Genomic DNA, 16091 nt, shown 5'->3' on the forward strand with positions numbered 1-16091 from the left:
TGTACAGGGTTCGCCACCGGGCCCGAAAAGGATTGGAACGCATCATCTTCGTTACCCGGCCGTGACCTCCACCGCCGCGTCGGCACCGGCGACCGAAGCCTCCTCAGCTCGGGCGCTCGGCTCCGAGTCGCACGGAGGTTCCACGACGGCTCCGTCCCGACCGTCCCGCGCCGCGTTCAGCAGATCCGACGTGTCCTAGTCTCGGTCCGTGCTCTCGACCGTGCTCGCCCTGGTGCCGTGGCTCGCCTTCTCGGTCCTGGTCGGCGTCGTCGTCGTCGGTCCGTTCGCCGGACTGTGGCTCGTGGGACGCCGACGGACGACCGGCGTTCTCCTCGGCCTGGCAGTGCTCGCGGTCCTGGCGCTGACGCTGTACCCGGATGGCGCGCCCTACCCGGGCATCACGTGCAACCCGGGCCTGCCGTACCTCTCGCCCACTGCGGTGGAGTCGACCGCGAACGTCCTCTTGTTCGTCCCGGTCTCGTTCTTCGCGGGGGTGCTCTGGCGACGACCGGTGGTGGCAGTTCTCGGTGCCGTCGCCCTGTCGGGTGCCATCGAGCTGCTCCAGGCGCTGGTGGTGGTGATCGGTCGGGCCTGCGACACGAGTGACTGGATCACCAACACCGTCGGTGCCGTCGTGGGGGGCGTGCTCGCGGCGAGTGCCCTCACCTGGCATCGACGCCGCACGCCCGGTGCGCGAGGCCGCCTCGGCGGCTAGTCGGTGGGGACCACGTCCCAGTGCTCGCGGATGAGGCCGCCGTCGACGCGGAACAGGTCGGCCGCGAGCAGCGGGTCTCCGGGCTTCGCGCCGACCGCCTGGGAGAAGGTCCAGACGATGTCGCCGTCCGAGAGCGAGATGACGGACTGCTGCGCCGGGAACTGCGCACCGCTCCCGAACAGCTGCTTCAGCGCCGCCGTCCCGTTCGGAGCCACCGGGTTGTGCTGCAGGTACGCGGGGTCGAACGCGCGGTCGAGGATCGACGGGTCATGGTCCCGGAACAGCGTGTCGTACGCCGACACCGCGAGCACGCGATTGCGTTCTTCCTGACGTTCGGACGGCGCGGCGGTCGGACGCGCCGACCGGTAGAGGTCGCTGAACATCGAGTTCGTGTTCCCGCTGGCCGGTGTGCCGGTCGGAACGGGCTGCTCGAGCGACCAGCGCTCGACGATCCGGCCGTGCTCGAGGCGGAACAGGTCGACGGCGGCGTCACCGCGTCGTTCGTCGCGGGGGTCCGGCGTGATCTGCCAGTGCACCGCGACGAGGTCGCCGTCGGCTGCGACGCGCTTGATCATGGCGTGGGCACCGGGGACGCGGATGCGGTCCGCCGCGAACTGGGCGAGGAGTCCCTCCGGCCCCGCGGCGGTCCCTGCTCCGTGCGCGACCGCGCTCGGTGAGACGAGCCGGGCTGCGAGCTCCTGGGAGGACGTGCCGTCCGGATCGGCGAAGGTCTGGGTGAGGAGCGTCCGCACGGCGCTGGCGTTGCGGTGTTCGGTGGTGGTGTCCCGCCGGTCCGCGGCAGCCGTCACGGTCGACTTCGGTGGGGTCCCGGGAGCAGCGGCCGCCGGCGTGGCGACGCCGAGTCCGGTGAGGAGGGCGACTCCGGCGAGGACGGCCGTGCCGCGGGCGAGGCGGCGGGAGGGGCTGCGCGTGGTCAGGTCGTTCGTCATGGTGTTCTCCTGCTCGTGTGGTCGGCGGGTGATCGCAGCATCGCAGGAAGCCCCGTCGTCGGCAGGTACGCACTTTCTCGTAAGCCACCCACGTGGAGGTCGGAATCGTGGAACCGCCTGCGCCGACCGCGCAGGATCGTGGCGCACTCGTTCGCGTCCCTGCGGCGTGTCCGACGCGAGTCGTGCTCACGCCCGTCGCGAGTCGGCGGGGCGTGCTCCTGGCGTGCGGGCCGCCGGCACGCGCCGGCGCTGTCGTCCACGACGATCACGCCGTCTCTGCCGGCGCTCGCTCACGGGTCAGAAGGGCAGGGGCGTCAGCAGCCAGAGAAGCAGCAGACACCCGCTGGCCGCCAGCCCGAGAAGGCCGAGCGCCATCCCGGCCGTGACGAAGCGCGGTCGGTCGTCAGGAGCCGACTCGACGTCGTCGCGGGCGAAGGCGACGGCGGCGACTCCGAAGAACACGGACACGACCGCCCAGAGATCCAGCAGGATGCTCGCCCAGGGCACGAGTGGGCTGCCGACCAGCGAGGGGGCGTTGCCCGCGACCAGCAGGACCGGGCCGGACAGGCTCAGCCAGCCCAGGGCCCAGGCCCAGGACCGCGGCTCCGACGTCCTTCCCGGTGATGTCACGACGATCCCTCTCTCCCTCGACGACGACCCGTCCGCCTCCTCGTGACCCTCTCAGCATCGAGCCGCGGGCGCGTCCTCCCGACGGATGACACCCCCGGCGGGGTCGCGTGCTGCGGAGCCGCCGAGAGCGTTCCGCGGCACGGGTTGCCGTGCGACGGACGTCCCCGCCCGCCCGCCCCCTCGGCAGGAGGGGCGGGCGGACGGGGACGTCGGCGCGTCGGGGGCTACTCGGCCCGGCGACGGCCTCGGATCGGGCCGACCACGCGACGGCCGCGACGCGAGAGCGCCAGGCCGAGCGCGACCCCGAGCAGGGCCATGGCGGCGATGCCGAGCACCGACGCGCTGCCGGTGAAGGCCAGCTGCGTCGCCGACAGGATCATCGGGAACGACACCGTGACGACCGCCTGGACCGTCTCGCCGGCCGTGTCGGTCACGCGGTACTGCACCGACGCCTTGGAGTCGAATCCCTTGGCGGGGGTGAAGACCACGGAGCCGTCGACGACAGTCCAGGTGCCCTGCTCGGGCACGGTCAGCGTGCTGACCCCGTCACCGGTGGCCGGGTCGACGATCACGACGGTGCCCCGGTCGACGGTCGCACCCTCGGTGGGGGCGTCGTTCGCCGTGACGTCGACGGTGACCGGGTGGTCCGTCGTGCCGCGCTGCTCGTCGTCGACCGCGACGGCCGCGCCCAGAACCGTGATGGTCACCGTCGCCCGGGACGTCTGCCCCGAGGCGTCGGTCGCCGTGTAGTCGAACGAGTCCGCCCCCACGAAGCCGGCGTCCGGCACGTACTCGTACGAGCCGTCGCGCGTCATCGTCACGGTGCCGTGGGAGGGCTTCGAGGCCAGGGCGACCCAGAGGGCCGACCCGTCGTCGTTGCCCAGCACGCCGCCGACCTTGCCCGAGACCAGGCGCTGACCGGCGATCGTCGTGCCCTCGTCGTCGACGGCCTTGACGCCCACGGTGATGCGCACCGTGGCGGTGGCGGTGCCGCCGTCACGGTCGGCGACCGCGTAGGTCACGGCGTCCGGGCCGGAGTAGCCGGTCGTCGGCGCGTAGACCAGGCGACCACCGGCGTCGATGGTGACCGTGCCGTGGGTGGCGGTGCCCGTCCCGGTGACGCGCAGTCCCGTGCCCAGGTCGTTGCCCAGCACGCCGAGGGCGGCCACGGTCAGCGTCGTGTCGGCCGGGGTCGAGGCCCCGTCGTCGACCGCCGTCGGCAGCACCGTGATGGTGACCGTGCCCGTGCGGATCTGACCCTCGGCGTCGGTGGCCGTGTAGGTGAAGGCGTCGACACCCGAGAAGCCAGGCTTCGGCGCGTAGACGTACGAACCATCCTTCGCCAGGTCGACCGTGCCGTGGGCGGGGCGCCCGTCGATCGTCGCGGTCAGCGAACTGCCCGAGTCGTTCGCGAGCACGCCGTGCGTGGCATCGACGGTCAGCGGCGTACCGGCGCGGGTGGCGCCGGCGTCGTCGACGGCGAGGGCGCCGACGACGATCGTGGCGACGGCCTTCGTGTTGCGGCCCGACGCGTCGGTCGCGGTGTACTCGACGTGGTCGGTGCCCGAGAAGCCCGCGTCCGGCGTGTAGGCGGCCGAACCGTCCGGCTGGGTGGCGATCGTGCCGTGCGCCGGGGTGCCGACGCTCGTCACGGTCAGGCCGGTGCCGAGGTCGTTCACGAGCAGGCCGGGGGCCGGCACGGAGAGCGTGGTCGCCGCGGGCGTCGTGTAACGGTCGTCGATCGCGCGGGGCGTCACGGTGACGGTGACCGTCGCGGCGTCGGTTCCGCCGTCACGGTCGGTGACCGTGTAGACCACGATGTCGTCGCCCGAGAACCCGGGGGTCGGCGTGTAGTCGAACGTGCCGTCCGGAGCGACCGTCACGGTGCCGTGCGGCGCCGGAGTGACCGCGGTGACGGTCAGGCCGGTGCCGACGTCGTTGCCGAGCACGCCGGGGGCGGCGACCGTCACGTGACCGTCGGCCACGACGGTGGCGACGTCGTCGACGGCCTTCGGGGCGACGACGATGGTCACGGTGCCCGTGCCCTTCTGGCCGTTGCCGTCGGTGACCTCGTAGCCGAAGGTGTCCTTGCCCGAGGTGCCGGGCTTCGGGGTGTACGTGTACGAACCGTCGGGGCCCGTGGTCACGGTGCCGGCCTTCGGCTGGTCGGTGACCTTCGCCGTCAGGTCGGTGCCCTTGTCGTTCGAGAGCACCCCGTGCGCGGCGTCCACGACGAGGGGCTGGTCGGCCACGGTGCCACCGACGGGCGAGTCGTCGACCACGATCGGACCAGCGTGGATCGTCACCGTCGCGACGTCCGAGCCGCCGGATGCGTCGGTGGCGCGGTAGGTCAGCTGATCGGTGCCCGAGAAGCCGTCGGCAGGCGTGTAGGTGATGGTGCCGCCGGCCGCGATCGTGGCCGTGCCGTGGGCCGGGGCGTCGACGATCTCGGCGCGCAGGTCGGTGCCGAGGTCGTTGCCGAGCACGCCGGGGGCCGTGACCGTGATCGTGGTGCCGGCGGTCGTCGAGGTCGTGTCGTCGACGGCGTCGGGCCGGACGACGATCGTCACGATGCCCGTGCTCGTCTGCTTCTCGGCGTCGGTCACGGTGTAGGTGAATCCGTCGGTGCCCGAGAAGCCCTTCGCCGGGGCGTAGACGTACGAGCCGTCCGTCGCGACGGTCACGTCGCCGTGGCGCGGGGCCCCGTCGAGCGTGGCCGCCAGGCCGGTGCCGCGGTCGTTCGAGAGGAGGCCGTCCTTCGCCGACACGGTCAGGTCGCGACCGGCGGTCGCGGTGCCCTGGTCGGCCATGGCCAGGTCGCCGACGACGACCCAGGCGCGAGCCGTCGCAGTCTGCCCCGCGGCGTCCGTCACCTGGTACTCGAACGAGTCGGTGCCCGAGGTGCCGGCGTCCGGCGTGTAGCTCCAGCTGCCGTCGGCGTCCACCGTCACGGCGCCGTGGGCGGGCGTGCCGTGGTCGGTCACGCGCAGCCCGGTGCCGAGGTCGTTGGCGAGCAGTCCGGCCGAGGCGGGCGTGGTCACCGTGGTGCCGTTCGGCGTGGTCGCCGCGTCGTCGACGGCCACAGGCGTCACGGTGATCGTCACCGTCGCGGTCGAGGTGCGACCCGCGGCATCGGTGACCTGGTAGGTCACGGTGTCGGTACCCGAGAAGCCGGGCGCCGGCGTGTAGTCGAACTCGCCGTTCGGGGCGACGGTCGCGGTGCCGTGCTGCGGCCCGGTCTCGACCACGGCCGTCAGGCCGGTGCCGAGGTCGTCGTCGAGCACGCCGGGCCCGTCGAGGTGGGCGTTGCCACCCGACGTGACGTGCACCGCGTCGTCGACGGCCTTGGGCGCGACCGCCACGCTGGCCGTCGCGGTGCTCGTGACCCCGTTGCCGTCGGTCAGGGTGTACGTGAACGAGTCGGTTCCCGAGAAGCCCTTCTCCGGCGTGTAGACGAACGAGCCGTCCGGCGACACCACCACGCTGCCGTGCGAGGGGGCGGTGGCGACCGCGGCTGTCAGGGGGCCGGTGCCGCCGTCGTTCGCCAGCAGGCCACGGCCCGCCGGGACGTCGAGGGGAGCACCCGCGACGGCGTCGACCGAGTCGTCGGAGGCGCGGGGGGCGACCGTCACGGTGACCGTGGCGGTGTCGGTGCCGCCCTGGCCGTCGGTGACGGTGTAGTCGAAGGCGTCGGTGCCCGAGAAGTCGTCCGAGGGCGTGTAGACGACGTCGCCGGAGGGCGTCACCGAGGCGGTGCCGTGCCCGGGCGTCGAGACCTCGGTCACCGTCGTGTCGAGGCCGTCGTCGTTGCTCGTCAGGTCGCTGCCGGCGATGGTCGTCGGGGTGCCCGAGACGGCGGTCGCCGTGTCGTCGACGGCGGTGGGCAGGACGGTGACGGTCACCGTGCTCGTGGTGCTCGCGCCCTCGGAGTCCGTGGCCGTGTAGGTGAAGGTGTCGGTGCCCGAGAACCCGTCGGCCGGGACGTAGCGGTACGAGCCGTCACGACCGAGCACGAGGGAGCCGTGCGAGGGTCCGGTCGCCACGGCGGCGGTCAGACCGGTGCCCGAGTCGTTCGCCAGGACGCCCGAGGCCGCGTCGACCACGAGGGCCTGGCCGGCACGGGCGGTCGCGACGTCGTCGCTGCTCACCGGGGTGACGGTGATCGTGACCGTCGAGGTCGACGTGCCACCGCCTCCGTCGGTCGTCGTGTACTGGAAGGTGTCGGTGCCCGAGTAGCCCGTCGCGGGCGTGTAGACGTACGAGCCGTCGGCCGCGACGGTGGCCTGCCCGTGCGCCGGCTGCTTGTTCGACGTCACGGTCAGGTCGGTGCCCGCGTCGTCGGCGAGGACGCCGGGCGCGCCGACCCTCAGCGAGGTTCCGGAGGCGGTGGTCCCGGTGTCGTCGGAGGCTGCGGCCGAGATCGCCGCCACGGTGTTCGTGAAGGTGCACACGACGTCGGTGCCGTCGGCGCTGGTCGCGGCCGGGAAGGTGAACTGCGCGGTGTTGCCCGAGCCCGACGCGACGGTCGCGTCGTCGGTGACGTTCGCGCAGCGGTACGTCGTCGAGTAGTCGGCGAGGCGCGTCGAGCTGTTGCCCGCCGTCTGCGAGACGGTGTACGTCCGGGCCGGGATCGCGAGCGCGGCGCCGGCCTTCTGGGCCTGGACTCCGTTCGCGGTGCCGGAGGTCGTCGCGGTGGACGGCGACGACAGGTTGCCGCCGTCGACCTTGAGGGCGAACTGGTCGCCGGATTTCCAGCGGCCCGTGACGTCCGCCTTGCCCGTCAGGGTGTTGGCGTAGTTGCAGCTCGCGAGGTCGGAGTACGAGGTGACGTTGCTGATGGCCGGGGTCGTCATGCGGCTGACCTCGGTACCCGAACTCGAGTCGAGCTTGATGATCTGCATGCCCGACGAGACGTACAGGTAGCCGTCGGACGAGAAGGCGATGCCGGGGCTGTTGGTGCCCGTGGGCAGGTCGGTCAGCTTGGTGGCGGCGAGGGAGGTGGTGCCGGCCGTGGTCGGGATCGTCTCGTCGTTCAGTCGGTAGACCGCGTTGCTCGCCACGACGAAGAGCAGCCCCTGCGTGCTGAATGCGAAGTCGCCGTTGCCGGCCTGCAGGCCGGGGATGCGGCCGACGACGCCGATCTTGTCCCCGGTCTTCGGGTCGTACGCCGAGATCGTCGACGGGTCGCCACCGGTCGCGTAGTAGTAGAGCCCGGTCACCGGGTTGACGGCGCCCCGCAGGGTCGAGGCGGGTGCGCCCGACGGGTTCGCGTTGGCGACCGTCGTGACGGCCCCGGCCGCCGAGTCGTAGCGCGCGAGCGTGTTGCCGTTCGAGTTGTTGGCCGCGCCGTTGGTGAAGGCGTAGGCGTCGAGGCCGTTCCGCCCGACGCCGAGACCGTTGTTGGCCGGTGAGAACGGGTTCGCCGTCCCCGCGATCACGTCGGACACCGTGTTGGCCGCGACGTTGATGGCGACGAACTGGCCCTGACCGGCCGTCGCGTAGATCGTGTTCTGGTCGCACGAGAGCGCTGCTGCGGCCTGGGCCGGCGCCGGCGAGACGGCCTGGGTCACGGCGACGGCCGCCAGCAGGGAGGCGGTGGCGAAGGCCGCGAACGAGAGGGCGCGACGACGGGGGCGCACGGAGGCGCGGAGAAGCGACATGGGGGTGTCCTCGGGTGGGGGCGTCCGGCCGGGTCGGATCCGGTCGGACGTCGGTCCTGCTCGACACGCGGGGGTTCAGGTGCCCGCGTGTCGCCCCCACGGGTACGGGGGCTCCACAGAAGTGGATGCTTCGACAATAAAGCTTCTCGTTTGTCGAGTGGAGTCCCCAGAGCAGGGGTGATTTCGTCCGCCTTGTGGGGGACATCGGGGTACAGCGGGGCGGATGGCGGTGCCGAGGACGCGACCCGCGCCTCCTGCGTCCTACCGGCGGGGGCGACGCCCGCCGTGGCCCTGGCCCACGGTCGGGATCGACGTCGTGACGACCGCCACCGACGAGGTGATGACCGCGAGCGACGAGGTCGACAGGGTCGCCTGCGCGTGACCGGTCAGCGGGAATCCGCGTCGGCCCGCCACGATCACGACGAGGCTGATCGCGACGATGGCCGCGGCGGTGAACGGCACCGTGGCGAGGCCCGTCATCCCGTAGACCTGCCCGCCGATCGCGGCACCGGCGGCGATGCCGACGTTCGAGCCGGCGTTGATCAGCGCGCCCGCGATGTCGGGGCTGACCCCGCCGGTGCGGATCGCGGCCGCCATGAAGAGCGTCCCGGTCGTGCCGTTGGCGGCCATCCACAGCCCCGCGACGACGAACGTGCCGACGAGCGAACCGTGCACGAACGGCAGGGCGGCCAGGGCGCCGATCATCACCGCGACCGCGACGATCAGCGTCTGCCGGGGTGCCCGGTCGACGAACGCGCCGGCCGCGAGCAGGCCGACCACGCCCGTGCCGCCGAGCACGAGCAGGGCGCCGCCGACGAGGTCCTCGCCGAGGCCGGCCCCGGTCAGGTACGGGCCGATGAACGTGTAGACGACGTAGTGGCCGGCGAAGAGCATGAGGTCGGCCACGACCACGGCGAGCAGCCCCGAGCGTGCCCACGAGCGGACCGAGCCGACGTGCGGCGACGACTCGCCCTGGACGTGCGGCAGGAACAGCGCGGCCACGACGGCCAGCACCGCGGTGGCGACGGCGACCGCGCCCACGGCGGGACGCCAGCCGAGCTGGTCGCCGACCGTCGTCGCGAGCGGCACGCCGACGACGAAGCCCAGCGAGCTGCCCGAGTAGACGAAGGCGATGGCGCGGCCGGCCAGGCGCGGCGGCACGATGCGCGTCGCGTAGGCCGAGGCCACCGAGAAGAACAGGGCGTGCGCGATGCCACCGACCACGCGACCGGTCAGCAGCACGCCGAAGCTCGGGGCGAGCGCGACCATCAGGTTCGAGGCCGTGTAGCCGACCAGGGTCGTGACGAGCACGGCCTTGCGGGGGAAGCGTGCGGTGGCCCAGGTGAGGGGCAGGGCCAACGCGGCGACGGCCACGGCGTACACCGTGACGACGACGCCCATCCGCGCCTCGCTGACGCCGAGGTCGGTGCTCATGGTCGAGAGGAGGCCGACCGGGCTCAGTTCTGTGGTGATCGCGAAGAACGTCGCGAGGCCGAGCACGGCGATGCCGACGACGCCCGAGGGGGTCAGGCGGTGCGGCTGGGGCGTGGGGCGGGTGTCGCGCGGGTGCGTCGACGACGAGCGCGGGGGAGGTGCGGCGGCGGGCGTGCGCACGGCGGGCGTGCTCGAGGTCTGGGGCGGGCGCTGAAGGGTGTCGGTCACGGGAATGCCTCCGGGCCCGGGGCGCGTGCGCACGACGATCATCTCGTCGGGGGCATCGTGGACCTCGGCGGCCGACTCGTGGTCGACCCCGGTCTGCACGATGCAGCACACTCGTCGCGGGCCATGCTGCTGGCGGGTGGATTGGGGGGGGATTGCCACTCCACGACGAGGGCGCTCATCCAGTGTGACATGCCACCCCCGGGGGCTCGCAAGGCCCCCGAACGAGAAACCGAACGACGTTCGCTCGCGGCGAGCGAACCGGGCGGCGATCCGGCGTCCGGCCGGATTCCCGGACCGGATCTCGAGACCGGTCGGGGACGAGGAGGCGCGGGTGGCGTGCCCGCGTCCCGTCACCGCGCGTACCCTGGTCGCCATGAGCACCGACACCGCCCCCGACCGCATCCTGATGTTCGGCGCCGAGTGGTGCCGTGACTGCCGCCGCTCGAAGGCGCTGCTCGACCGTGAGGGCGTGGCCTACGACTACGTCGACCTCGAGGCCGTCGCCGACGGTGCCGACCGCGCCTACGCCGTCAGCGGTCGCACGCAGATCCCCGTCGTGGTCTTCCCCGACGGCAGCCACCTGGTCGAGCCGACCGACGCCGAGCTCGCCGCCAAGCTCTAGCGCGGCACCGCGTCACCTCGCCACGCGCCGACCCTCCACCCCGCCACGAAGTGAACAACCCGCCACGCGAACGTGTGGCGGGTCGTTCACTTCGTGGCGGGATGCCCGGCGACGCGCTCGTACGTCGTGAGCGCGTCGTACGACTTCGCCGGCCCGCGCACCGTCCACCGCTCCTCGAACGACGTCGGTGAGAGCACCCGGGTCTCGACGAGGTAGGCGTCCGGTGCGCACGGGTGGTGCGCCTCCCAGGCACCCGACCGCAGGTCGAGGTCGACGAAGTGGCGGCCGTCGGCGAAGCGCACGTCGAGCGACCCGTCACCCCGGGCCGCGTAGCCGAGTCGTCGGGTGGCGCGCGTCCGCCGGTCGGCCACGACGAGCTCGCCGGCCTCGTCGTAGGTCGCCACGAGGTCGGAACCCGCCCGCGCCTCCTCGATCGTCGCCGTCCCGTCGAACCGGGCGTGCTCGCCGGTGCGGTGGTCGTCGATCTCGCGCGTGACGGACCACCGGCCGAGCAGCAGCGAAAGCGTCTCAGCCGGCATGTCGATCGACGACCACGGAGAACCCCTCTCAGGCGGTCCCCCTCGACGACCGCGGGAGGACACCCGATCTTCGCGCACGGCCGTCGACGGACCAAGTCGCGGTGGCGTGGCGGCCTGGTGCCGCGCGCTCGTGACACACCACACCGCGTTTCGTGCACCGCACCACGACCAGTCGGGGTGCGGTGCACGAAACGCGGTGCCGTGTGAGCGGGCGCCTAGTGGCGGGTGGGGTCGTCCGAGTCCTTGGCGACCGTGACCTTCTCGCCGTCGACCTCGTCGCGCTTGGCCTTCTGGGCGTCGCCGCGGGTCTTGGCGAGGCTGGCGATCGTGGCCACGGTGATGGTCGCGCCGATGAAGAGCAGCGAGAACCAGATCGGGATCTCGGGCACCCACAGCAGCGGTTCGCCGCCGTTGATGAACGGCACCTCGTTGACGTGAAGGGCGTGGAAGACGAGCTTGACGCCGATGAACGCGAGGATGATCGCGAGGCCCTGCGACAGGTACACGAGGCGCTCGAGCAGCCCGCCGATCAAGAAGTAGAGCTGGCGCAGACCCATCAGGGCGAAGGCGTTGGCCGTGAAGACGATGTACGCCTCGTTGGTCAGGCCGTAGATCGCGGGGATCGAGTCGAGGGCGAAGACCAGGTCGACGAAGCCGATCGCGATCACGCAGAGCAGCAGCGGCGTCACGAAGCGCTTGCCGCCCTTCTTGACGGTGAACTTGTCCTCGTGGAACTCGTCGTCGACGGGCAGGACGCGGCGGGCGATCTTGACGAAGGCGTTGTCGGCCGCGTTGCCGCCGTGGTCGCCCTTGATCTGCTGGTAGGCCAGCACGAAGAGCAGGGCACCGAAGAGGTAGAAGACCCACGAGAAGTTCTCGATCAGCGCGGCGCCGGCGGCGATGAAGCCCGCACGCATGATGAGCGCGATGACGATGCCGATCATCAGCACCTTCTGCTGGTACATGCGCGGCACGGCGAACCCGGTCATGATCAGCAGGAAGACGAACAGGTTGTCGATCGACAACGCCTTCTCGGTGAGGTAACCGGCGAAGTACTCGCCGCCGAAGCCCCAGCCGCTCACGAAGCCGATGCCGACGCCGAACAGCAGCGCGAGGCCGATGTAGAACGCCGACCAGCGGGCGGACTCGCCGATCGTCGGCTCGTGCGGCTTGCGCACATGGGTGAAGAACTCGAACACGAAGAACGCGATGGTGACAGCGATCGTGATGAGCCAGGTGGTCAGTGAGACGTCCACGGGGATGCTCCGGGTGGGTCGGGCTGATGAGGCGGGTCGGGCTGAGCGGCGCGAACGGCCGGACAGCGGAGAAGGCTCCTGACGAGCGGAAAGGCTCCTGACACGACGGTACGTGGGGGTCCGCTGGGGGCGTGCCCTCAAGCGACCGTGACAGTGCTGAGAAGCTGCAGTGCGTGCAAGGCCCGCACCCGCGTCACCGGGGCGGTCGATGCCCCGGCCGGCACCGAGGCAGGAGGCGCCCCGGCTACGACCGGGACGGCAGGTGCACCCCGGCGAGCATGCAGCGCACGGACCCACCGGCGAGCTCGATCGTCGGCACCTCGAGCGGCAGTGGCCGTGCGTGCCGCGACACGGTGCGGCGTTGCGACGGGGTGAGGGACGTCCATCCTCGTGCCGAGATCGCCAGCACGGGCCCGTCGGCCCCCGCCAGTTCGAGCGCGTTGCCCGCGAACTCGCCGAGTTGGGTGCGGGTCAGGGCGACCACCTCGCGCCCGGAGGCCGACAGGCGCTCGACCACGCGCCTCCGTTCGCTCGGTGACGCGATCGACTCGAGACCGACCAGGGCGAACCGCGACGCCACGCTCATCATGACGTTCGTGTGGTAGATCGGCACGCCCGTCGCGTCGGTCGCGGTGAAGGTCAGGGGCTCGTAGCCGAGGTCGGAGCAGACCAGGGCGACGGCCGCCCGGTCGGCCCGGTGCGAGAGCGCGACGTAGGCGACGCGCCCGACGTGGTCGAGGACGAGCGCCCCGGTGCCCTCGACGACGATCCCGCGCCGTTCGAGCGGGGAACGGTCGAGCACCTCGGTGACGCGGTACCGCTCGCGCAGCAGGTCGACGACGTCCGTGCGTCGCTCGCCCCGACGGTTGGGCGAGTGCATCGGGTAGAGCACCACCCGGCCGTCGTCGTGGGTCGAGAACCAGTTGTTCGGGAACACCCCGTCGGGCCGGTCGGTACGCTCGTCGTCGACGAGGTGCACCGTGACGCCCGCCGCGCGCAGTGCCTCGGCCGCCCGGGTCACCTCGTCGAACGCGCGCGCCGCGAGCTGGGCCCGGGTCGCGTCGACCTCGGCCGGGTCGGTCTGGAACGCGTTGTCGGCCGCGGTCTGCGGGTTCGGCGTGAAGTGGTGCGGCCGCACCATCACGACCGCGGCGGGCGACTGGAGGGCCGTCCGCGCCTCCTCGTCGGCGCTTCGGGTGCGCGAGGAGGCGCGGAGTGCGGGGGACGCCGGCGGCGTCACCACGGCGGTCGCCGGGGACGAGGAGGCGCGGGGCGGGGGAGCGACGGTCGTCACGACGGTCTCGGCGCGGCTTCTGCGGTGGGTGCGGTCCGGGGCGGTCGGGGGCTCAGACGCCGACGGGTCGGCGGGCGGCGACGAGGCCGAACAGGTCCTTCGGGTCGTCGGGGTCGGCGACGAGGTCGATCTCGACGGCGTAGTCGGTGCCGACGACGTCCTGTCGGAGGTACTTCAGGGCGCACACGTCCTCGATGGCGAAGCCGACGGAGTCGAAGATCGTGATCTGCTCGTCGCTCGTGCGCCCGGGGCGCTGCCCGGCGACGACCTGCCACAGCTCGGTGACGGCGAAGTCGGCCGGCTGGTGCTGGATCTCGCCCTCGACGCGGGTCTGCTCGGGGTACTCGACGAAGACGTCGGCCCGGCGCAGCGTCGCGGGGTCGAGCTCGGTCTTGCCCGGGCAGTCGCCGCCGATCGCGTTGACGTGGACGCCGGGGCGGACGGCTTCGTCGGGCAGGACGACCGCGTTCTGCTTGTCGGCCGTGCAGGTCGTGATCACGTCGGCGCCGTCGGCCGCCTCGCCGGGGCTCGCGCAGACCGTGATGTCGAAGCCGAGCGGCTCGAGGTTGCGGACGAACTTCGCCGTGGCGCCGGGGTCGACGTCGAACACGCGGACCGTGTCGAGCCCGAGGGTCGAGCGCATCGCGAGGGCCTGGAACTCGGCCTGCGAGCCGGCGCCGATCAGGGCGAGCACGCGCGAGTCGGCCCGGGCGAGACGCTTGGCGGCCATCGCGCTCGTGGCGGCGGTCCGCAGCGCGGTGAGGATCGTCATCTCGGCGAGGAAGGTCGGGTAGCCCGTGTCGACGTCGGCGAGCACGCCGAACGCGGTGACGGTCTGGTAGCCGCGGCCCGGGTTCGACGGGTGGCCGTTGACGTACTTGAAGCCGTAGGTATCGCTGTCGCTGGCCGGCATCAGCTCGATGACGCCGATGGGGCTGTGGGAGGCGACGCGGGGCGACTTGTCGAAGGCGGGCCACCGGGCGAAGTCGCGTTCGAGGGCGGTCACCATGCCGCTGGTGATCGGGCCGACCCCGCGGTCGGTGACCCATCGGATCATGTTCTGCACGTCCACGAAGCGCACCACGGCGACCTCCTCCTGCTCGGCCCGGTTCGGTCGTCGCGTCCGGGTGGCACCACGTTAGGACTGGGCGATGTGCAGCCACAATCACCATCGAGCGCCATTCCGCACGCTCGATCACCCGTAGTGCGCGGTCGTGCTGTACGTTTCGATCCATGGCGGATCTCGACGAACTCGACCGGCGCCTCCTGGCGGCCCTGCGGGTCGACGCGCGCGAGTCGGCCGCGAGCCTCGCGCGGCGGTTGGGCGTGACGCGGGCGACCATCACCTCACGGCTCGACCGGCTCGAGGCGTCGGGAACGGTGCTCGGCTACACCGTGCGGGTGCGAGAGGCCGACGATCCCGACCTCATCCGTGCGATCGGCTTCATCGAGATCGAGGGGCGGTCGACCGACCACGTCATCCGGCAGCTGCGCGGGTTCCCCGAGGTGGCGTCGCTCCACACGACGAACGGCGGCTGGGACCTCGTCGCCGAGCTGCGCACGTCGTCGCTCGGCGAGTTCGACCGCGTGCTCGCCCGCATCCGCAGCGTCGAAGGCGTCGTCAACAGCGAGACCAGCCTGCTGCTCAGCTCCGTCCTCCGCTGATCGGCACCTGCGCGGCGCCGCCGTCCTCGGTCGGGTCGCTCCAGGGGTGCTCAGGCCGCGCCGCGCCTCCCGGCGACGATGCTCTTCAGGGCCTCGTCGAGGTGCGGGTGGACGAACTCGTACCCGCCGTCGACGAGGCGCTCGGGCAGCACCCACCGGCTCTTGAGCACGAGCTCGGTCTCGGTGCGGAGCACGGCCGTGCCGAGCTCGAGCATCCACCGCCAGGCCGGCAGGCCGAACGGCACGCCCAGCACGCGACGGAGGGTGCGCATCACGGTGCGGTTGTCGCTCGGGTTCGGGGACGACAGGTTGAGCGGGCCCTCGACGGACGAGTCCGCACGGGCGAAGCGGATCGCCCCGAGCACGTCGTCGACGTGGATCCAGCTGAACTTCTGCCGTCCACCGCCGCGACCCTCGTGGTGGTACGTGCCGGCCGCGAGCCGCGCCCGGGTGGCCGGCCACGGGCCGTCGAACTGCGGCCCGCCGAGGCCCACCCGCACCAGGTTCATCAGGGGGGCGAGCGCGCTGCCGTCGCCCAGCACGATGGCCATGCGCAGGGCGACGCGGCGGGTGGCGGGCAGCTCGCCCGAGAAGAACTCGGCCTCCCAGGCGGTGGCCACGTCGACCGAGAACCCCGACCCGATCTCGCCGTCCGACTCGGTCATCGGGCGGTCCTCGGCGTGGCGGTAGATCGTCGCCGTCGACGAGTTCGTCCAGACCCGAGGAGGCGCGGTGCACGCGAGCACCGCCTCCTTCAGTTCGCGCGTGGTCTCGACGCGCGAACGCACGATCTCGGCGCGGTTCTCCGGGCCGTAGCGGCAGTTCACGCTCTTCCCGGCGAGGTTGACGAGCAGGTCGGCGCCCTCGAGGAGGGCGGTGATGCCGGCGGTGTCACCCCATGACGCGTCGGGTCCGTGGCGGCCGATCAGGCTGACGCGGGCACCTTCGGCGCGGAACGCGGCCGCGAGGTGCTGCCCGATGAAGCCGCTGGCTCCGGCGAGGACGATGTGGTCGGTCATGGGCTCAAACTAGGGGACCGGACGGTCACCGTCGGCGCGGTCCCTCGACGTCGAGAAGTCCTCACCTGTGGGACGCCGG

The 16091-nt window shown here is 72.2% G+C and carries 12 protein-coding genes; 3 read left to right on the forward strand and 9 right to left on the reverse strand.

The genetic code is table 11. The features are described from left to right. Positions 1–208: 208 nt before the first annotated feature. Positions 209–715, forward strand: a complete 507-nt coding sequence (locus tag ACVJ1F_RS04565) for a VanZ family protein (RefSeq protein WP_456884940.1) — start codon at positions 209–211, stop codon at positions 713–715. Here the strand turns inward: ACVJ1F_RS04565 and ACVJ1F_RS04570 are convergent. The 4 genes from ACVJ1F_RS04570 to ACVJ1F_RS04585 all read right to left on the reverse strand — a co-directional run bounded on the left by ACVJ1F_RS04570 (position 712) and on the right by ACVJ1F_RS04585 (position 9716). Then, positions 712–1665, reverse strand: coding sequence for a nuclear transport factor 2 family protein (locus ACVJ1F_RS04570; RefSeq protein ID WP_456884942.1), 954 nt, complete (start codon positions 1663–1665; stop codon positions 712–714). The genes ACVJ1F_RS04565 and ACVJ1F_RS04570 overlap by 4 nt on opposite strands. 297 nt (positions 1666–1962) lie before the next feature. Then, positions 1963–2295, reverse strand: a complete 333-nt coding sequence (locus ACVJ1F_RS04575) for a hypothetical protein (protein WP_456884944.1) — start codon at positions 2293–2295, stop codon at positions 1963–1965. A 224-nt stretch (positions 2296–2519) separates the two neighbouring features. Then, positions 2520–7955, reverse strand: a complete 5436-nt coding sequence (locus ACVJ1F_RS04580) for a beta strand repeat-containing protein (protein WP_456884945.1) — start codon at positions 7953–7955, stop codon at positions 2520–2522. A 261-nt stretch (positions 7956–8216) separates the two neighbouring features. Beyond that, entirely contained in the window at positions 8217–9716 is a 1500-nt protein-coding gene (locus ACVJ1F_RS04585) for an MFS transporter (protein ID WP_456884947.1), read from the reverse strand. Between the two features lie 274 nt (positions 9717–9990). Between ACVJ1F_RS04585 and ACVJ1F_RS04590 the strand changes: the two genes are divergently transcribed. After that, positions 9991–10239 carry a glutaredoxin family protein gene (locus tag ACVJ1F_RS04590; protein WP_043594734.1) on the forward strand — a complete coding sequence of 83 codons (249 nt, stop codon included), beginning with the start codon at positions 9991–9993 and terminating at the stop codon, positions 10237–10239. A gap of 86 nt (positions 10240–10325) precedes the next feature. Here ACVJ1F_RS04590 and ACVJ1F_RS04595 read toward each other — a convergent pair whose 3' ends face one another. From ACVJ1F_RS04595 to ACVJ1F_RS04610, 4 genes are all read right to left on the reverse strand, one after another. After that, positions 10326–10778 (reverse strand): DUF6314 family protein, encoded by a 453-nt coding sequence (locus ACVJ1F_RS04595; RefSeq protein WP_456884949.1) that lies wholly within the window; start codon positions 10776–10778, stop codon positions 10326–10328. 215 nt (positions 10779–10993) lie between these two features. Further along, positions 10994–12034: a TerC family protein gene (locus ACVJ1F_RS04600; protein ID WP_056049019.1), complete on the reverse strand. Its 1041-nt coding sequence runs from the start codon at positions 12032–12034 to the stop codon at positions 10994–10996. A gap of 244 nt (positions 12035–12278) precedes the next feature. Continuing rightward, complete coding sequence (gene ctlX, locus ACVJ1F_RS04605; protein WP_456884951.1) at positions 12279–13328, reverse strand: citrulline utilization hydrolase CtlX; 1050 nt, start codon at positions 13326–13328, stop codon at positions 12279–12281. Between the two features lie 52 nt (positions 13329–13380). After that, a complete protein-coding gene (locus ACVJ1F_RS04610) occupies positions 13381–14412 on the reverse strand; it encodes an ornithine cyclodeaminase (protein ID WP_456884952.1) in 1032 nt (343 codons plus the stop codon). Between the two features lie 149 nt (positions 14413–14561). Here ACVJ1F_RS04610 and ACVJ1F_RS04615 point away from each other — a divergent pair, with 149 nt between their 5' ends. Then, on the forward strand, positions 14562–14993 hold the full coding sequence (locus tag ACVJ1F_RS04615) for an Lrp/AsnC family transcriptional regulator (protein WP_056049014.1): 432 nt from the start codon (positions 14562–14564) through the stop codon (positions 14991–14993). 50 nt (positions 14994–15043) lie between these two features. On the opposite strand, the gene ACVJ1F_RS04620 is transcribed toward ACVJ1F_RS04615, so the two are convergent. Then, on the reverse strand, positions 15044–16012 hold the full coding sequence (locus ACVJ1F_RS04620; protein ID WP_456884954.1) for an epimerase: 969 nt from the start codon (positions 16010–16012) through the stop codon (positions 15044–15046). Between the last annotated feature and the right edge of the window lie 79 nt (positions 16013–16091).

The sequence above is a fragment of the Frigoribacterium sp. 2355 genome, assembly GCF_054060695.1.